Raw genomic sequence first — 17,492 nt, 5'->3', positions numbered from 1 at the left:
AGCTGCCGGAGCGGGGGCTGGCGGGACAGGCGGCACTCGTGCGTAAGATCATTCACGAACGCGACGATCGTCACACAGGTCACACGTAAAGCACTAATACTGATATTTCACCCTAACTCCTCCTATATCGTCCCCCCACTTGCGATAACAGGATATTCGCTGAATTGTGATCTCCGCCTCGGGAAATGATCCCCCTGGGGCCCCCATGACGCGGAAAGGAATGACCCCGATGGGCCATGTCGCCTGAAGGGTCTTCGCCGTAACCTCGAAGAGGGTGTGGGCTGCGGAAGGAAAGGACGACGCGGTGGGGCACAACGACCTGGACTCTCGGGTCCACGACCGTGTCGCGTTGGACGAGATTGCGCTCTACGCCGAGGTGCTCACCGCCGTGGCAGTCAGTGAACGGCGGCTGACCTTGGACGAACTCGACGACGCGCTCGGATTGCGGACTTCAGCGAGTCACTAGTAAAGATCAGTAAATTTCTGGCCCCGGGAACCGGGTTCCTGACTCTGATGAGTCCGGGACGGTGGTTTCCGGGGTTTCACATAACTAGTCATCCCGCCACCCCGCCTCCTACGTACGGACGAGGTCCCCATTACGTACGGACTAGCCTCCATCGGTCCCTACGAGCGGACGAGGCGGGCGATCGCCGCCGAGGCCTCCTTCACCTTCGCCTCGGCCTCGGGACCGCCGTTGTTGATCGCGTCGGCCACACAGTGGGAGATGTGCTCCTCCAGCAACCCCAGCGCCACCGCCTGCAGCGCGCGCGTGGCCGCGGAGACCTGGGTGAGCACGTCGATGCAGTAGGCATCGTCGTCCACCATGCGCTGCAGGCCACGGATCTGCCCCTCGATCCGCCTGAGTCGCGTCAGATAGGCCTGCTTGTCTCCGCTGTACCCATGCATGCTTCTACGGTACCCGTAACCCGTATCGCCGGGCCGGACCGGAAACCTCACCTGAGGCCGGCGATCAGCTTCTCCCACTGGTCGGCGACCTCGTCGGCCGCGTGGCGCACCGCGGTGTCGAGCGCGCCCGCGGCGAGGGAGCGCCGCCTGCGCTCGTCGTCGATCAGCGCCAGCAGCGCCACCGCGTACGGCTGCGGGTCGGCCTCGACGTCGGGCACCAGCACCCCGTTGTAGCCCGTCGCGACGAACTCCTTCGCCCCCCTGGCCCCTTCGAGCGCCACCACGGGCACCCCGCAGCCCATGGCCTCCAGCACCGTCATGCCGAGGTCGTCGCCGCGCGAGGCGCTGGCCACGATCGACGCCTTGGCGAACTCGCCGGCCAGGTCGGGCGTCGTGCCCATGAAGTAGACGTGGTTGTGCAGGCCGAGCTCGCTGACGAGCGCGCGCAGCCGCCGTTCCTCGGGGCCGCCGCCGTAGAGCCGCAGCGCCCAGTCGGGCCGCTTGTCCACGATGATGGCGAACGCCCTGATCAGCCGGTCGTACGCCTTGACCGCCACCAGGCGCCCGCCGGCCGCGACGATCCTGTTGTCCATCCGCGAGCGCGGCCACGGCGCGGCGGGCAGCGCGTCCAGCAGGGCGTGCACGGGCGGCCCTCCGGCGAGGAGCTTCACCCACTCCTCCTGGGCGGAGTCCGTGGCCGTCACGACGGCGTTGAGGCGCGGGTAGAAGCGTTGCACGGGGCCCGGCACGGCCGGCCTGCCCCACTCCTTGGCTATCTTGAGGATCTCGCGCGGCGCGTGCCTGGCGGCCTGCACGCTGAGCCCCGGCCTGGTCGTGATGAGGACGTCGGTCCTGAGATTGCGCAACATCCGCCAGAACGCCACCTCGGTGCGCACCTGGCCGCGCGGCAGCAGATGCCTGACCCCCGGCCTGGCGTCGATCACGCTGCGCATGGACACGCCGGGGCCGACGGGGAAGAACGGTTTCTCCTTCTGCCGCCTGACGCTGATCACTTCGACGTCGTGGCGTTCGGAGAGGGCGGTGGCGAGGTTGAGCGTGGCGCGCACGTCGCCGCGCATGACGTACGCGGACGTGAGGACCAGGCTGACCTTCATCCGCCCACCTCGATCCGCAGCTCGTCGTCAGAGGTGTAGCAGGGTCTGATCGGCACGCCGTCGACCGTGGCCGACGGATAGTGCAGCCGCCGCCGTTTGCCGTCGACGTCGTCGAGCCGCGCCCCCAGCTTCATCGGCGTGGCCACTCCCTCCACCTGGAGCGCCGGTTCCCACGTGCCGAAGCTCGCGGGATCCTCCCCCTCCTCGTGGTCGGCCGCCAGGACGTCGACGAGCGAGACGGCCGCGTGGAAGCGTACGCCCTGCACGGTGGCCGTGGCCGACACCCGGGCGCTCGTCTGCCTGCGATCGAGGGTCAGCATCGCCTCGTGGCGGCAGTCGTCGTCCTCCAGCCCGGTGTAGGCCAGCAGGCCCATCACCTCGAAGCGGCCTTCCCTGAACCAGATGGCCCGCACCTCCGCCACCGGCTCCGCCTCGGAGATCTTCAGCGCCAGGTAGCCGTTGCGGGTGCGGTAGGAGCGGTAGGCGAGGGTGCGTCTGCACAGCGCGTACGCGTCGAGATGGTCGAGGGAGAAGCCGGGATCGACGCTGCGCAGCCTGACCCGTTTGCCGTCGCGGCGCAGATAGGCGTCCCAGCGTCCGGCACTGAGCTCCAGCGGCGCGAGGGAGACCGCGAGCGTGGCCTCGCGTGCCCGCGCGCCCGGTGTGCCGAGCAGCACGTCGCGTTCGACCCCCGTGGTGCGGTGCCGCAACACCAGTTCGGTGCCGTCCTGCAGTGGTTCGTCGATGGCGAGCCGGAGGGAGAGAACGTCGGCCAGAGTGACTTCGGCGTCCGTCACCACGACGCCCATCACGAGCCCCCTCCCCGTCGAATAGAGCCATGCGACGTTGAGGTTACCGTGATTTTCCCGTTATGTGGATGCCAGATTTGCTGTCCCTCACCCCTATTGACGTGCGGAACTCCTCCACAAGGGCTGTGAAGGAGTCCGACTTGGGGTGGTCAGGACGCACTCTTGACCGATTTGATCAACAGCTGGGCGACGTCCACGACTTCCAGCGACTCCTTGGCCTCGCCGCTGTTCTTCTTCTCGCTGATGGCGTCGCCGAGCATCACCATGCAGAACGGGCACGCGGTCGAGACGGTGTCAGGATCGGTGGTCAGAGCCTCGTCGACGCGCTCGGTGTTGATGCGCTTGCCGATCCGCTCCTCCATCCACATGCGGGCGCCGCCGGCGCCGCAGCAGAAGCCGCGGTCCTTGTGGCGGTGCATCTCCTGCGTCTTGACGCCCGGCACCTTCGCCATGATGTCGCGGGGTTGTGAATAGACCTTGTTGTGGCGGCCGAGGAAGCACGGGTCGTGATAAGTGATCTTCTCCTCGATGGGCGTGACGGGGGTGAGCAGGCCCTCGTCCACCAGCTTGGCCAGAAGCTGTGTGTGGTGCACGACCTCGTACGTGCCGCCCAGCTGCGGATATTCGTTGGCCAGGGTGTTGAAGCAGTGGGGACAGGTCGCCACGATCTTCTTCACACCCGCGTCGTTGAGCGTCTCGATGTTCTGCTGGGCGAGCATGTTGAACAGATATTCCATACCGAGACGCCGGGCGGGGTCGCCGGTGCACGCCTCCATCGGGCCGAGCACCGCGAATTTGACACCCGCGATGTGCAGCAGCTCCGCCACGGCCTTGGTGGTCTTCTTGGCACGGTCTTCGAGCGCGCCCGCGCAGCCCACCCAGAACAGGTATTCGGCGTCGTCGGGCATCGTGTCCTCGACCACCTCGACCTCGAAGTCGAGCTCCTGGATCCAGTCGGCCCGCTTCATCTCGGACATGCCCCATGGGTTGCCCTTGTTCTCCAGGTTCTTCACCATCACCCCCGCCTCGGACGGGAACGACGACTCGACCATCACCTGGTAGCGGCGCATGTCGAGGATGTGGTCGATGTGCTCGATGTCCACGGGGCACTGCTCGACGCAGGCGCCGCAGTTGGTGCACGACCAGATCACGTCAGGGTGGATGACGCCTTCCTCGCCCACGAGCGGCTTGTTCAGCAGCGCCAGCACGTCGGTGTCCTTGTGCTGCTGATCGGCCTCGGCGGCCATCAGGTAGGGGGCCGCCGCGAAGGCGTGGTCGCGCTGGTCGAGGATGAGCATCTTCGGCGACAGCGGCTTGTCGGTGTTCCAGGCCGGGCACTGCGACTGGCAGCGGCCGCACTCGGTGCAGGAGTAGAAGTCGAGGAAACCCTTCCACGTGGTGTCGGCGATCTTGCCACGGCCGAGCCGCTCGGGGTCGAGGTCCTCGTCCTCGAAGTCGACCGGCTTGCCGTCGACGCGCATCTCGACCGCCGCGCCCATGGCGTCGGGACGGCGGGAGAAGAGCACGTTGAGCGGCGCGGTGAAGATGTGGAGGTGCTTGGAGTTCACCACGATGACCAGGAACACCAGCATGAAGCCGATGTGCAGGAGCAGCCCGATCTCCTCCAGCAGCGTGCTGCGCGGCAGCACGTCGCCGAGCGCGAGCGAGACGAACGCCCCCGAGGAGTAGGGGAAGTTGCCGTTGGCGGCGGCCGCGCCGCGGGCCAGGAAGAGCGTCCAGATGATGTTGAAGATCATGAACAGGACGAGCCACGCGCCGCCGAGGTGGGACCCGGAGAAGCGGGAGTCGCGGCCGAGCGCCTTGGGCGAGTTCCTGATCCTGATGACCGCGAAGGCGACCAGGCCGAGCAGACAGGCCACCGCGATGAAGTCCTGGAGGAAGCCGAGCGCGCCCCACGTGCCGATGAGCGGAATGTGGAAGTCGGGCGTGCCGGTGATCGCCCCTTGGATGATCGCGCCGTACGCCTCGACGTAGACGGTCAGCAAAATGAAGAACGCCCACATGACGAAGAAGTGGGCGACGCCCGACGCGGTCCACTTGAGCAGCTTGCGCTGACCGAACACCTCGACGAGCTGCGCCTTGATCTCGTCGGCCACGTGCGTCCTGGCGTACTCGACGCGTTCGGGCGCAGGTGGCCCCACGGTCGCGAGCTTGTACAGGAACAGCACCCGGCGGCCGGCGACGGCCACCGCCAGGACGGTCATGACAAGCCCGATGATGGCTACCCAGAGCACGGGGTCCTCCCACAGACGACGTTGGCTGTCAGCGTACGGTCACCCGCTTCGCAGCCCTCCACTGCGATCCTACCCACGGGTAACATTGCCGTGGTACGCGACATACCCTATGGTCACCGCCGCTGACAGAACAATGCTCTACACTGTGAAGTACCTCTGGATCGTCGGCGCCAGCAAATCGACCAGCTCGTCATGGCTCGCGCTCGCCAGCGGCTCCAGCCCGATCACATAGCGCCCCATGATCACGCCGAACATCTGGGCGAAGGCCGCCTCGATCCGCAGATGCGGCACCTGGAGCCGGTCGGCCACCTGGTGGAGCAGCGCGTTGCCGATGAACTCACGGAACATCACGAGCGCCCGGTCGTTGGTCATGGCCGAGCGGATGAGCGCCACCATCGGCTCGCGAGTCTCCGGCGTGGCGGTCACCTCCAGGAGCATCCTGACGAGCCGCTCGCCGAGCTCCTCGCGCGGGCCGGACAGCAGCAGGGAAACGACCACCTCCGGCGTGATCGGCAACTGCATGGCCGCCGCGAACATGCCTTCCTTGGTGTCGAAATAGTGGTGCACCAGGGCCGGGTCGACCCCCGCCTCCCTGGCGATGCCGCGTACGGTCGCCTTGTCGAAGCCCTTCTCCGCGAACACCTTCCTGGCCGCCGCCAGGATCTCGCCCCGCGTGTCGGCGGAGCCCGGCCTGCGCCCGGGCCGGCGCCTGGCCGCCATCTCCTCCGGGGCCTTCCCCCGCGTCACCGGCCCACCGCCAGGTAGACCCGCATCGGCACCGACAGCACACCCTCGGGGAAGACCTCACGCAGCTCGGCCCGCTGCCGCTCCACCAGCTCGTCGGCCCGCCGGGGCGACAACGCCGCCATGTAGGAATGGGAGCGCAGCCCGAGCAGGAAGTCCTCGATGCCGACCAGCCTGGTCCACGGGATCCACCGCTCCTCGACCACCTCGAAGGCCGAGGCGATGGGCGGCGCCGACCACCGCTCGACCGCCGGCCCCCAGTAGGCGGGCACCTCCTCCGCCAGCCGGGCTTCGTACGCGGCCAGCCACTCCGCCTGCGCCGCGTGCGCGAAGTTCCAGCAGCCCGCGATCGTGCTTCCTGGCCGCAGCACCCGCCTCGCCTCGGCGATGGAGGCCACCGGGTCGAGCCAGTGCCACGACTGGGCGTAGATCACCAGGTCGGCGACGCCGCCGGCCAGCGGCAGGGTGTTGCCGTCGGCCAGCAGGGCCGTGACGGGCGCACCCTCCTCCTCGCCGCTGCGCGACACGAGCCTGGCCAGCATCTCGGCGCCCGGGTCGACCGCGAGGACCCGCGCCCCGCGCGACCTCAGCGCCCGCGTCATGATGCCGGTGCCGGCGCCCACGTCGACCACGGTGGCGCCGTCGAGGTCGACGCCGGTCACCTCGGTGAGCGCGCGGTAGAGCTCGTCGGGATAGGCGGGCCTGCCCGCGTCGTACGCGTCGGCCACCCGGTCGAACACCCTGCCCAGATCCTTGATCGGCCCGGTGTTCACGTGGACGCCGCCAGGTGCAGGCGGGCGAAGGCCAGCGCCTCGGCGAGGTCGTCGATGCGCTCGGTGCGGCTGGCCGCCTTGCGGGTGTTGATCTCGAGCACGACCAGCCCCGAGTAGCCGTTGCCCGCCAGCCGCTCCAGGATCGGCGCGCACGGCTGGTTGCCCCGGCCCGGCACCAGATGCTCGTCCTTGTTGGTCACCCCCAAGCCATCGGCCAGGTGCAGGTGGGCCAGCCGATCGCCCAGCTTGACGGCCATCTCCATGGCGTCGGAGCCCGACACGGCCGTGTGCGACAGGTCGAGCGTGACCTGGGGGAAGGCGTAGTCGATCGGATTCCAGTCGGGCGAGTAGGGGACCACGTCGTTGCCCCTGGCGCGCAGCGGGAACATGTTCTCCACCGCGAAGACGACGTCGGTCTCGTCGCGCATCCTCGCCAGGCCGTTCTCGAAATCGCGCGCGTAGTCGCGCTGCCAGCGGAACGGCGGATGGACCACGACCGTGGAGGCGCCCAGGCGTTCGGCCGCCTTCTGCGCCTTGACCAGCTTCGCCCAGGGATCGCGGCCCCACACCCGCTGGGTGACCAGCAGGCAGGGGGCGTGGATGGCCAGGACGGGCAGCTCGTAGTGGTCGGAGAGCCGCTCGATCACGTCGATGTCCTGGCTCACGGGGTCGGCGCCGACCATGACCTCGACGCCGTCATAGCCCAGGCGTGCGGCCAGCTCGAACGCGTCTGGAGTGCGTTCCGGATATACCGAAGCAGTGGACAATGCGATCTTCGCATTGGGCACGCGGATGACATCAGCCACGTTGCCAGCCTAAGCGGGTCACGCCGATCTGGCGCGCGAGCCCATGTGACGAGCCTGTGTCGGGCGGCCCGCAACCGTCACGCGGGCGCAATCAGAGCGGCCCGCCGCGGGTCGCGCAGCGCCTAGCGTTGGGGCCATGGCACGGATAGCGAACGGTGCGATCCCCAGCCCGAACATCTGGAACGCGCCGCAGATCTACGAGCTGGAGAACCGCGCCGTCGACCCCGAGGGCGCGGCCGACGCGGCGATGCGGGAGCTGCGCCCCTGGGACGGCGCGACCGTGCTCGACATCGGCTGCGGCACCGGCTACCACCTGCCGGTCCTGGCCGCCTCCGCCTCCCGCGTCGTCGGCGTCGAGCCGCACGGCGACCTGGCCGCCCTGGCCCGCCGCCGCTGCGCCGGCCTCGCCAACGTGACCGTGCACGCCGCCGCCGCCCAGGACCTGCCGCTGCCCGACGCGAGCGTGGACGTGGCGATGGCGCGCTGGGCGTACTTCTTCGGCCCCGGCTGCGAGCCAGGGCTGCGCGAGCTGTCCAGGGTCGTACGCCGCGGCGGCGCGGCCTTCGTGCTCGACCTCGACGCGACGCGGGGATCGTTCGGCCGCTGGTTCTCGCACACCGTACCCACCTACTCGCCGCGCGACGTCGAGGCGTTCTGGGTCCGGCACGGCTGGCAGCGTCGGCCGCTCGACCTCAGGATGGCCTTCGAGCGGCGGGCGGACCTGGAGGCGGTGCTGCGCATCGAGTTCGCTCCCGAGGTGGCCGAGCAGGCCATCGCCGAGACCCCCGGTCTGGAGATCCCCTATCCGAACGTGCTGCGCTGGCGCCACTTCTAGGGCTTGACCTTGACGTCGGTGTCAATGTTTACCGTGGTCGTATGCGCATCGGAGAGCTGGCGGAACGCACGGGAGTGAGCGCTCGCTCGCTCCGCTACTACGAGCAGCACGGTCTGCTCAGCGCCCGCCGCACGGCCAACGGCTACCGCGACTACAACGAGGAGGACGTCAGGCTGGTCTCCGAGATCAGGGCGCTGCTCAGCGTGGGCTTCACCCTGGAGGACACCCGGCCGTTCCTCGACTGCCTGCGCCGTGGGCACAGCTCGGGAGGCGCGTGCGCCGAGTCGGTCGAGGTCTACGAGCGCAAGCTCAAGGAGATCGACGATGACATCCGCGCCCTGCTGGCCCGCCGTGCGGAGGTGGCCGCCCAGCTCGCGCAGTCCTGTCCTGGTTGCTTCGTAAGGGGATGACGATGATCACATTGACCACTGACAACTACGAGGAGCAGGTGCTCAGGAACGACAAGCCGGTGCTGGTGGAGTTCTGGGCCGAGTGGTGCGGGCCGTGCCGGATGGTGGGCCCCGTACTCGAGCAGATCGAGGCCGAGCACGGCCTGACGATCGGCAAGCTCGACACCGACGCGCACCCCGAGATCATGGCCCGGTACGGCGTGATGGCGGTGCCGACGATGCTGTTGTTCGAGAACGGCGAGCCGGTCAAGCAGATCGTGGGGGCCAAGCCGAAGCGCATGCTGGTCGCGGAACTGGGCCTGACTTGAGCCACGGACGTCCGACGTGACCCCCGGACGACTGACGTAACCCCCGGACGACTCGACGAGACCCACGAAAGCCGACTGAGGGGTCGCGCGGATAGGCGGCTGGCCGCCGTCCGGATCGGTGTGCTGAGCAGACGGTTGGCGAGCCAATTGTCAGAGGAGGTTGCCAGGATGTTCGCATGGCCGTTCACTCTCCCCTGATCTCCAGCCTGCCTCCGTCGTGCCACGAGATCGTGGACTTCGATCTCGTCACTCTCGACGGCAAGTTGATCCTCGTCGGGAGCCACGTGCAAGACCGGCGTGCGTGCACCTGGGATCCGGCCGGCGACCGCTGGACCATTCACGAGCTCGACATCGTGGACGAGCGCTTCCCGGCCACGGACCTCACTGCGATCGGTGCTGCGGTGGTGGACGGCCGGATCGTGATCGGCGGCGGAGGCGACCACCAAGGCTTCGCCATGTGGGATCTGGAGACGGGCAAGGTTCGGCTGAGCGCACAGGAGGGCGGCACGGGCTCGGTGGTCAGGGCCGATCTCGGTGATCGCTCGATATTGCTCGTGGGATTCGTGGGCACTTGGGGCGTGCAGTTGTGGGACCCGTCCGATGCCGAGCCGGAGGACTGGGATGACGACGCTGCCGACCTTGACGATGAGGACGATTCGGTGACAGAGCCGGAGCGGCCCTCGCCTTATGACTCTCTCGTGGACATTGAGGAGCTGGAATGCCAGTCGGGCGCCAGTAGCGCCGCCGCGGCGGGGCTACTGGCAGGCCGGCCGGTCGTGGTGGCTGGTGGCCGGGATGGTGGCGTGCTGGTGTGGGACGTCGAGGAAGAACGGCACCTGGTCGAATTCGACGACCTCAAGGAGAAGCCCACCGAGTTCGCCCTGGCCTCGGTCGACGGTCGTATGTGGGTGGTCGCAGCGGGCGGGCAGAGCCTCGTGCTGGGAGACCCCGAATCCAGCCGTTGGGGCGAAGCCTTCACCGTGCCCGGGGGCGAGATCAGTTGCTTGACCGCGGGCACCGTCTACGGTCGTACGTTCGCCGTCACCGGCGCGATGGACGGTGCCATCTGCGTGTGGGACCTGGCCGAGCGCCGGTTGCTGGGCCAGCCGCTCCAGGGGCACCGCAGCAAGGTGTTCGGACTGCGGGTGGCCGATCTTGACAGCCGCCCAGTGATCATCAGTAGTGCTCACAACGACTCAGTCCACCTCTGGGAGTTCCCGTTGTAGAGGGCGGATGGGCGTTTGGTCATGGGCAGCGGTTCGGGCGTTCGTCCCAGCGGTGGTTGGTCCGTGCTCGGCGGATGTCGTCGGGTAACGGCCCGAGGTCGAAGGCCGTCCAGGATGTTCATCAGAAACGCAGCTCCATGATCACCAGGACCTGTGCCCGTTCTGTTGCCGGGTCCCCCACCACGCCTATCTGCGCGCCCTCCAAGGCGCCGAGGACCCGACGTGAGCCACAGAGCCCGACAGAGGCACGGGGAGGGCCTGACGTGGGTCACGGGGCGCGCCTGGCGTAAACCCTTCGGCTGACGTGCAAGATCGTCCCACGGGTTGATTCGCTGGGCGGGCCGTGGAGCCTACCGTTGCCGCATGGCCCGCCACGCCCTGCTCGGACTGCTCGCGCTCGCGGCGCTGCTCGCGGTCACCCTCGTCGACCTCGCACCCCCCGCGCCGCTCGCCGCCGACGCGCCCGCCGGCTCGTTCAGCGCCGCCCGGGCCCACGAGCACCTCAAGACCATCGCCAGGGCGCCCCACCCGGTCGGCTCCGCGGAGCACGCACGGGTGCGCGATCACCTGATCGCCGAGCTGCGCCGGCTCGGTCTTGACGTGCGCGTGCAGGAAGGTGTCGGCGTCCTGCCGCTCGACGACTACGACGACGCCGTCCCCATGGGCCGGATGCGCACCATCGTCGCCACCCGGCCGGGCACCGACCCGACGGGCAAGGTGGTCCTCGCCGCCCACTACGACTCGGTGGCCGCGGGCCCCGGCGCCTCCGACGACGGCGCGGGCGTGGCCACGATCCTCGAGGTCGCCAGGGCACTTCCCGACAGGGCCAGGAACGACGTGGTCTTTCTGCTCACCGACGGCGAGGAGGACGGCCTGCTCGGCGCGGAGGCCATCGCGAAGGAGGGGCTTCCTGGCGCCGGCCCCGTCGTGGTGCTCAACAACGAGGCGCGCGGCAACCGCGGCACCGTGCAGGCCTTCCGCACCTCACCCGGCGCCGCGCCGCTCATGTCCCTGTACGCCGCCGTCGCGCCGCACCCGTCGGCCGACTCGGCGTTCGCCGCGGTCATGAGCGTGCTGCCGAACAACACCGACTTCCACGTCTTCGGCCGGGCGGGCTGGCTGGGCATCGACTCGGCGTTCGTCGGAGGCGGGGCCTACTACCACTCACCCCTCGACGACCCCGAGCACCTCGACCAGGGCTCGTTGCAGCAGATGGGCGACAACTCGCTGGCCCTCATCCGTGCCCTGGCGCAGATCGACCTCGACACGCTGACGTCCGGCGGCGAGCTGGTCTACTTCACCGTCCCCGGTCTGCTGGTGCGCTATCCGGCCTGGCTGGAGCCGATCGTCGCAGGCGCCACGCTGGTGCTGGCGGGCGTGCTGGTCTGGGTCCTGCGCCGGCGCCCCGGCTCTTTCCCGCCGCCCCTGAACGAGGCGGTGTCCCTGCCGCGCACGTTCGCGGCGACCGGGCTCGGGCTGGTGCTCGTCGCCGTCTCCGCCGCGGCCGGTCTCGGCCTGTGGCCGCTGCTCCAGCTCATCAGGCCCGAATACGCCGGCATGCTGGCGGGCGACCCCTACCGGCCGTGGTTGTACCAAGCGGGCCTGCTGGTCCTCACCCTCGCCCTCGTCCTGGCCGCCCGCCGGTTCCTGCGCGGGGCCTCGCCGGTGCTGCTGGTGGCGCTGCTCGGCGTGCTGTTCGCCGTGTTGTCACCCGGCGGCTCGCACACGCTGACCTGGCCGGCGCTGTTCGCGGCGGTGGGGTGGCTGGTGGCTCGGCGCGTGCGCGGTGACGGGTGGCAGGTGCTGGCGCTGACCCTGGGGTCGGCCCCCGCCGTCGTGCTGCTGGGGGGCACCGCGGTGGGCTCGCTGGACGTCGGGCTGCAGATCGGCGGGGTGCTCGCGGCGCCGCACTTCGCGCTCATGCTGCTGCTGTTGCTGCCGCTCATCGATCGCGTACGCGTACGCGGCCTGCCGGTGGCGGCGGCCGTCACCGCGGTGGGGCTGGTCGTGGCCGGGCTGGCGGTGGACCGGTTCGACGCCGAGCATCCGCGGCAGGTCCGGCTGGCCTACGCGATGGACGAGGGCAGCGGGCAAGCCGTCTGGGGCAGGTTCACCGATGAGGCGGGTGGCGCCGGGAAGCGGTGGTTCGGCCAGGACGGTTGGGCGACCGAGCCGGCCCCGATGGCCACCGTTCTGCGCGCGCCCGCCCTCAAGGTGCTCAAGGACGAAAGTTCTGCGGGCAAACGCACGCTGACCCTCCGGCTCACCCCCGCGGGCACACCCCTGGTAGGGCTCAGTGTCGAATCGCGCCTGGGCCCCCTCGTGGTCGACGGGAGGGAGCTGCGGACGGGAAACGGGTTCAGCTATCACGCGCCCGCCGGGCCGCTGGAGGTCACCCTCGTGGTGCCGGCCGGTGACCGGACGCGGATCCGCGTCTTCGGGCGGGGCTTTGACCTGTCCGTGGTGCCGGGATACCGGCCGCCTCCCGAGAGCGCCGTCATGGGGCCGCAGACCACGGTGTTCCGCGAGGTGACGGTGTGACGTCCTGGCGGGGCGGGTTTCGTGAGGTGACGGTGTGACGCCCGTGGCGTGGCTCGAAGATTGTCGGTGCCTGCCGCTAGCCTGCTCCGCATGGCCAAGACTGCCCCGAAACCCGGATACCGCTGCGCCGAGTGCGGCTGGCGCACCACGAAATGGGTCGGCCGGTGCGGCGAGTGCCAGGCGTGGGGCACGGTCGACGAGGAAGGCGCCCGGGGCGTCAGCGTCGTCCAGGCCGGCGCCACCACCGCCCCCGCCCTGCCGATCGGCCAGGTCAAGGCCGAGGTGGCGACCGCCCGCACCACCGGCGTCGCCGAGCTCGACCGGGTGCTCGGCGGCGGCCTCGTGCCGGGAGCGGTCGTGCTGCTGGCGGGTGAGCCGGGCATCGGCAAGTCCACGCTCCTGCTGGAGGCCGCGGCCCGCGTCGCCGAGCGCGAGACGGTCCTCTACGTGACGGGCGAGGAGTCGGCGGCCCAGGTGCGCCTGCGCGCCGACCGCATCGGCGCCATCCAGGACCGCCTCTACCTCGCCGCGGAGACCGAGCTGTCGGCCCTGGTCACCCACGTCGACAAGGTGCAGCCGACCATGCTGGTGGTCGACTCGGTGCAGACGGTGGGCTCCGCCCAGGCCACCGGCGTGCCCGGAGGGGTCACGCAGGTTCGCGAGGTGGCCGCCAACCTCGTGCGTTTGGCCAAGGAGCGCAACATGGCGACCGTGCTCGTCGGCCACGTCACCAAGGAGGGCTCGATCGCCGGCCCGCGCACGCTCGAGCACCTGGTCGACGTCGTGCTCAACTTCGAGGGCGACCGCCATTCCAGGCTCCGCATGGTGCGCGCGATCAAAAACCGGTTCGGTCCGACCGACGAGGTCGGCTGCTTCGACCTGCACGAGCGGGGCATCGAGGGCATCACCGACCCGAGCGGCCTGTTCGTCTCGCGGCGCAGCGAGCCGGTGCCCGGCACCTGCGTCACCGTCACGGTCGAGGGCACCCGCCCGCTGCCCGCCGAGGTCCAGGCCCTGGTGGCCCGCACCGACGCCCAGCAGCCCAGGCGCACGTCATCGGGGCTCGACACCTACCGCGTGCAGATGATCCTCGCCGTGCTGGAGCGCCGGCTCAACGCCCGGCTGGGCGGGTGCGACGTGTTCACCGCCACCGTGGGCGGCATCAAGCTGGCCGATCCCGCCATCGACTTGTCGGTCATGCTGGCCGTCGCCAGCGCCGCGGGAGACAAGCCGCTGCCCGCCGGTCTGGTGGCGCTTGGCGAGGTCGGCCTGGCGGGCGAGCTGCGTCCGGTCAAGGACGTCCGCAGGCGGCTGTCCGAGGCGGCCAGGATGGGTTTCAAGCGCGCCCTCGTGCCCGCCGGATCCCTCGAAGAGGGCGGCCGTCGCCGTAACGGGCAGCGTGCTCTCGTGCCCGTGGGGCCGGTCGCGTTCGCCCCCGGTTTCGAGGTCGTCCAGGCGGAGAACGTCTGGGACGCACTCACACACGTCACTTAAGCGAGGCTAAGCTGGGCGTGACCGATCGACACGGGGGTCAGGTGGATAGGAGTCTTGACGACCGTCGTCGCGAAGCCCTGGCAGCTGTGGCCCCGGGCACTCCGCTGCGCGACGGCCTGGAGCGCATCCTGCGCGGGCAGACCGGCGGGCTGATCGTGCTCGGCTACAACCGGGTCGTCGAAGAGGTCTGCAGCGGCGGGTTCGAGCTCGACGTCGACTTCTCGGCCACCCGGCTGCGCGAACTGGCCAAGATGGACGGCGCCATCGTCGTGAGCGGCGACCACAAGATCGTGCGCGCCGCCGTGCACCTCGTGCCCGACCCCGCCATCCCCACCGACGAGTCCGGCACCCGCCACCGCACCGCCCAGCGCGTCGCCCGGCAGACCGGCCTGCCCATCATCGCCATCAGCAAGTCGATGCGCATCATCGCCCTCTACCTCGACGGCATCCGTTATGTCCTTGAGGAGTCGGCGGCCATCCTGTCCAAGGCCAACCAGGCCCTCGCCACGCTCGAACGGTACAAACACCGTCTCGACGAGGTCTCCGGCACCCTGTCGGCCCTGGAGATCGAAGACCTGGTCACGGTCCGCGACGTGGCCGCCGTCGCCCAACGCCTCGAAATGGTCAGGCGCATCTCCGACGAGATCAAGGGCTATGTCGTCGAGCTGGGCACCGACGGCCGGCTGCTGTCCCTGCAGCTCGACGAGCTCGTCGCCGGGGTCGACTCCGAGCGGGAGCTGGTCATCCGCGACTACCTCCCCGCGCCCGCCGGCCGCCGCCAGCGCCGCCTGGTCGAGGCCCTGCACGACCTCGACAAGTTGTCCGGCAACGAGCTGCTCGACCTCGCGGTGGTCGCCCAGGTGCTCGGCCACAACGGCACCGACATGCTCGAGACCCCGGTGAGCCCCCGGGGGTTCCGGCTGCTCGCCAAGGTGCCTCGCCTGCCCGCCACCGTGGTCGACCGCCTGGTCAACCACTTCGGCGGGCTGCAGAAGCTGCTCGCCGCCAGCATCGACGACCTGCAGGCGGTGGGCGGCGTCGGAGAGTCGAGGGCGCGCAGCGTACGGGAGGGCCTGTCGCGCCTGGCCGAGTCCTCCATCCTCGAACGTTACGTCTGAGCGCCGGTCCCCGTCCTCGAACGTTACGTCTGAGCGCCGGTCCCCGTCCTCGAACGTTACGTCTGAGCGCCGGTCTCCATCCTCGAACGTTACGTCAGAGCGCCCGGGAACTGCGTGGATCAACGCAGGTGGAAGACGCCCTTGCCGCTGCGGAGTTGGCCCATGCGCGCGGTGGCCACGTACGTGCCCGGCAGGGCGGTCGCCGGGGTGGCCGGGCAGTCGGCGCTGGAGCGGCGGCGGTCCCACTCCACCGACCTCACGTGGGGCACGCCCCGCTGGAGCTCCTCGACCTCCGTACCCGATCCGCTCACGCAGTCGGCGTTCGACCAGATGCGGTCCGCCCCCGAGGTGATGCGGATCTCCATGGCCCGCGGCCCCACGTCGGCCGTGCACATCACGGGCCCGGTGTTGACCAGCGTGACCAGGAAGGTGGGCCGGGCGTCGCCCGCGTAGATCTGCTCCTTGCCGTTCTGGAGGCTCAGCACCAGGTCTTCCTCGGCGCAGGGCTGACCTGGCTCCTTCTGCTCGGCGGCGGGAGTCGGCGTGGGGGTGGCCGTCGGCGTCGGCGTAGGGCTGGCCGTGCCCAGAGCGAGCGTACGCAGCCCGGCGAGCAGCGGATCCGCGCTGGGCGTGGGGCTGGGCGACGACTGCGCGCTCGACGTACGGCCCGGTCCGCTGCCGCCGCTCGAACACGCCCACGCCACCACGGCCACCACGACGAGAACCGCCACCAGCACGCTCATCCGACGCCGCCAGTAGACGTCACCGCCGTCGCCGCGCATCGAATCCGGGTCCATCGGGTTCGCGCGGTGTTCCCCACCTGCTTCACCAGGTGGAGGACCCCGCGCTCCCTCCCTTCCGATCTGGTCGGTTCCTGTTGCCTTGCCGGTCGTGAGAGTCGGGAAGCGTGTGTGCGCAGGTCGCTCGCTCACCTCCCCGTTGCGCCCCACCAGCGAGCGGGCCGCCGCGCTCGAGCAGTGTGTGAGGGCTCGCCTTCGCCAGGTCGTGCCGACGACTCAGCAAGAAGCCTCTCCCTTTCAGGGAGCGGAGGAGTCACACCGCTCAGCATGGTAATTGTCCAGCCACGAAGAGTGACGACACGCCGAAGGCCGCGAACTCGGCATACGCTTGACCGCGTGGTTGAGCCGAACCTCCTGCACGCCCCCGTTCTCGACTGGTACGCCGACAACGCCCGGGACCTCCCGTGGCGTGCCTCCGACGCCACACCGTGGGGCGTGCTCGTCAGCGAGATCATGCTCCAGCAGACCCCGGTCGCCCGCGTCCTGCCCGTCTGGCACGAATGGATGACCCGCTGGCCCACGCCCAAGGCGCTGGCCGCCGAGCAGCCGGGCGAGGCCGTACGCCACTGGGGCCGGCTCGGCTATCCACGCAGGGCGCTGCGGCTGCACGCGTGTGCCAGGGCCGTCACGGAGGAGCACGGCGGCGAGGTGCCGTCCGACCACGCCACCCTGCTGTCGCTGCCCGGCATCGGCGAATACACCGCCGCCGCGGTCGCCAGCTTCGCCTACGGCGGCCGCCATCCCGTGCTCGACACCAACGTGCGCAGAGTGTTCGCGCGGGCGGTGCGCGCCGAGGAATACCCGCCCACGGCCACCTCGGCGGCGGAGCGGCGGCTGGCGGAGGCACTCCTGCCCGAGCTGGACGCGCCCCGCTGGGGCGTGGCGGTGATGGAGCTCGGCGCCCTCGTCTGTACGGCCCGCGCGCCGCGCTGCGCCGACTGCCCGATCACCCACCTGTGCGCGTGGCGGCTGGCCGGCAAGCCGCCGCACACCGGCCCCGCCCGAAGGGGCCAGACGTACGCGGGCACCGACCGCCAGTGCCGCGGTCGCCTCCTCGATGTGCTCCGGTCAGCTCACGGACCGGTTCCGAAGGCGGCACTCGACGCCGTGTGGGACGACGCGGTGCAGCGCGAACGCGCCCTGGACGGCCTGGTGGCCGACGGCCTCGCCGAACCCCTCGACGACGGCACGTACCGTCTCCCCCACTCCTGACCCCCGCCGCCCGGACCCCGGCTCACCGCATCGGCAGGACACGAAACCCACCTCACCCGGCCACACAGCACGTGACCCGAGAACGCACGTACCTTTCCACCCGACTCGACACCCAGAACGCCGCCGCACACCCCCACCAC

17 protein-coding genes are annotated in these 17,492 nt (G+C 70.0%); 9 read left to right on the top strand and 8 right to left on the bottom strand.

Going from position 1 to position 17,492, the window contains the following annotated elements; translation table 11 throughout:
• Positions 1–304: 304 nt before the first annotated feature.
• Positions 305–466, top strand: coding sequence for a hypothetical protein (locus E1295_RS49395; RefSeq protein ID WP_165959714.1), 162 nt, complete (start codon positions 305–307; stop codon positions 464–466).
• 158 nt (positions 467–624) lie between these two features.
• Here E1295_RS49395 and E1295_RS40925 read toward each other — a convergent pair whose 3' ends face one another.
• The 7 genes from E1295_RS40925 to E1295_RS40895 form a co-directional block, all read right to left on the bottom strand.
• Positions 625–906 carry a metal-sensitive transcriptional regulator gene (locus E1295_RS40925; protein ID WP_132334374.1) on the bottom strand — a complete coding sequence of 94 codons (282 nt, stop codon included), beginning with the start codon at positions 904–906 and terminating at the stop codon, positions 625–627.
• A gap of 47 nt (positions 907–953) precedes the next feature.
• The gene (locus E1295_RS40920) at positions 954–2,021 is read right to left on the bottom strand and encodes a glycosyltransferase (RefSeq protein ID WP_132639522.1); all 1,068 of its coding nucleotides are present in this window, start codon (positions 2,019–2,021) and stop codon (positions 954–956) included.
• A complete protein-coding gene (locus E1295_RS40915; protein ID WP_132639528.1) occupies positions 2,018–2,830 on the bottom strand; it encodes a hypothetical protein in 813 nt (270 codons plus the stop codon). Before E1295_RS40915 ends, E1295_RS40920 begins: the two co-directional genes overlap by 4 nt.
• 149 nt (positions 2,831–2,979) lie before the next feature.
• A complete protein-coding gene (locus E1295_RS40910; protein WP_132639520.1) occupies positions 2,980–5,085 on the bottom strand; it encodes a (Fe-S)-binding protein in 2,106 nt (701 codons plus the stop codon).
• A gap of 138 nt (positions 5,086–5,223) precedes the next feature.
• Positions 5,224–5,832, bottom strand: a complete 609-nt coding sequence (locus tag E1295_RS40905) for a TetR/AcrR family transcriptional regulator (RefSeq protein WP_246080973.1) — start codon at positions 5,830–5,832, stop codon at positions 5,224–5,226.
• Positions 5,829–6,602: a class I SAM-dependent methyltransferase gene (locus E1295_RS40900; protein WP_246080971.1), complete on the bottom strand. Its 774-nt coding sequence runs from the start codon at positions 6,600–6,602 to the stop codon at positions 5,829–5,831. The genes E1295_RS40905 and E1295_RS40900 overlap by 4 nt, the downstream gene beginning before the upstream one ends.
• On the bottom strand, positions 6,599–7,408 hold the full coding sequence (locus tag E1295_RS40895; protein ID WP_132639518.1) for a sugar phosphate isomerase/epimerase family protein: 810 nt from the start codon (positions 7,406–7,408) through the stop codon (positions 6,599–6,601). The genes E1295_RS40900 and E1295_RS40895 overlap by 4 nt, the downstream gene beginning before the upstream one ends.
• Positions 7,409–7,544: 136 nt before the next feature.
• On the opposite strand from E1295_RS40895, the gene E1295_RS40890 reads away from it, so the two are divergent.
• The 7 genes from E1295_RS40890 to disA all read left to right on the top strand — a co-directional run bounded on the left by E1295_RS40890 (position 7,545) and on the right by disA (position 15,340).
• The gene (locus E1295_RS40890) at positions 7,545–8,243 is read left to right on the top strand and encodes a class I SAM-dependent methyltransferase (protein WP_132639516.1); all 699 of its coding nucleotides are present in this window, start codon (positions 7,545–7,547) and stop codon (positions 8,241–8,243) included.
• 41 nt (positions 8,244–8,284) lie between these two features.
• Positions 8,285–8,653: a MerR family transcriptional regulator gene (locus E1295_RS40885; RefSeq protein ID WP_132639514.1), complete on the top strand. Its 369-nt coding sequence runs from the start codon at positions 8,285–8,287 to the stop codon at positions 8,651–8,653.
• Positions 8,654–8,655: 2 nt separating this feature from the next.
• Complete coding sequence (trxA, locus tag E1295_RS40880) at positions 8,656–8,961, top strand: thioredoxin (RefSeq protein ID WP_132639512.1); 306 nt, start codon at positions 8,656–8,658, stop codon at positions 8,959–8,961.
• 176 nt (positions 8,962–9,137) lie between these two features.
• Positions 9,138–10,187, top strand: a complete 1,050-nt coding sequence (locus E1295_RS40875) for a WD40 repeat domain-containing protein (protein WP_132639510.1) — start codon at positions 9,138–9,140, stop codon at positions 10,185–10,187.
• Positions 10,188–10,550: 363 nt separating this feature from the next.
• On the top strand, positions 10,551–12,728 hold the full coding sequence (locus E1295_RS40870) for a M20/M25/M40 family metallo-hydrolase (protein WP_132639507.1): 2,178 nt from the start codon (positions 10,551–10,553) through the stop codon (positions 12,726–12,728).
• 90 nt (positions 12,729–12,818) lie between these two features.
• Positions 12,819–14,222: a DNA repair protein RadA gene (radA, locus tag E1295_RS40865; protein ID WP_181958122.1), complete on the top strand. Its 1,404-nt coding sequence runs from the start codon at positions 12,819–12,821 to the stop codon at positions 14,220–14,222.
• A 17-nt stretch (positions 14,223–14,239) separates the two neighbouring features.
• Entirely contained in the window at positions 14,240–15,340 is a 1,101-nt protein-coding gene (disA, locus tag E1295_RS40860) for a DNA integrity scanning diadenylate cyclase DisA (RefSeq protein WP_342775957.1), read from the top strand.
• A 119-nt stretch (positions 15,341–15,459) separates the two neighbouring features.
• On the opposite strand, the gene E1295_RS40855 is transcribed toward disA, so the two are convergent.
• Positions 15,460–16,122: a hypothetical protein gene (locus E1295_RS40855; protein ID WP_246080967.1), complete on the bottom strand. Its 663-nt coding sequence runs from the start codon at positions 16,120–16,122 to the stop codon at positions 15,460–15,462.
• Positions 16,123–16,476: 354 nt separating this feature from the next.
• Here E1295_RS40855 and E1295_RS40850 point away from each other — a divergent pair, with 354 nt between their 5' ends.
• Positions 16,477–17,352 carry an HhH-GPD family protein gene (locus E1295_RS40850; RefSeq protein WP_132639501.1) on the top strand — a complete coding sequence of 292 codons (876 nt, stop codon included), beginning with the start codon at positions 16,477–16,479 and terminating at the stop codon, positions 17,350–17,352.
• Positions 17,353–17,492: the final 140 nt, after the last annotated feature.

The organism is Nonomuraea mesophila (assembly GCF_004352805.1).
Lineage (GTDB): Bacteria > Actinomycetota > Actinomycetes > Streptosporangiales > Streptosporangiaceae > Nonomuraea > Nonomuraea longispora.
This window is presented reverse-complemented; position numbering and strand designations above follow the sequence as displayed.

Bases quoted from the DNA above. Each gene is read 5' to 3' on its own strand.
- radA (WP_181958122.1), top strand. From the start codon at position 12,819: ATGGCCAAGACTGCCCCGAAACCCGGATACCGCTGCGCCGAGTGCGGC.
- E1295_RS40870 (WP_132639507.1), top strand. From the start codon at position 10,551: ATGGCCCGCCACGCCCTGCTCGGACTGCTCGCGCTCGCGGCGCTGCTC.
- trxA (WP_132639512.1), top strand. From the start codon at position 8,656: ATGATCACATTGACCACTGACAACTACGAGGAGCAGGTGCTCAGGAAC.
- E1295_RS40915 (WP_132639528.1), bottom strand. From the start codon at position 2,830: ATGGGCGTCGTGGTGACGGACGCCGAAGTCACTCTGGCCGACGTTCTC.
- E1295_RS40855 (WP_246080967.1), bottom strand. From the start codon at position 16,122: ATGCGCGGCGACGGCGGTGACGTCTACTGGCGGCGTCGGATGAGCGTG.
- E1295_RS40925 (WP_132334374.1), bottom strand. From the start codon at position 906: ATGCATGGGTACAGCGGAGACAAGCAGGCCTATCTGACGCGACTCAGG.
- E1295_RS40890 (WP_132639516.1), top strand. From the start codon at position 7,545: ATGGCACGGATAGCGAACGGTGCGATCCCCAGCCCGAACATCTGGAAC.
- E1295_RS40920 (WP_132639522.1), bottom strand. From the start codon at position 2,021: ATGAAGGTCAGCCTGGTCCTCACGTCCGCGTACGTCATGCGCGGCGAC.
- E1295_RS40875 (WP_132639510.1), top strand. From the start codon at position 9,138: ATGGCCGTTCACTCTCCCCTGATCTCCAGCCTGCCTCCGTCGTGCCAC.
- E1295_RS40885 (WP_132639514.1), top strand. From the start codon at position 8,285: ATGCGCATCGGAGAGCTGGCGGAACGCACGGGAGTGAGCGCTCGCTCG.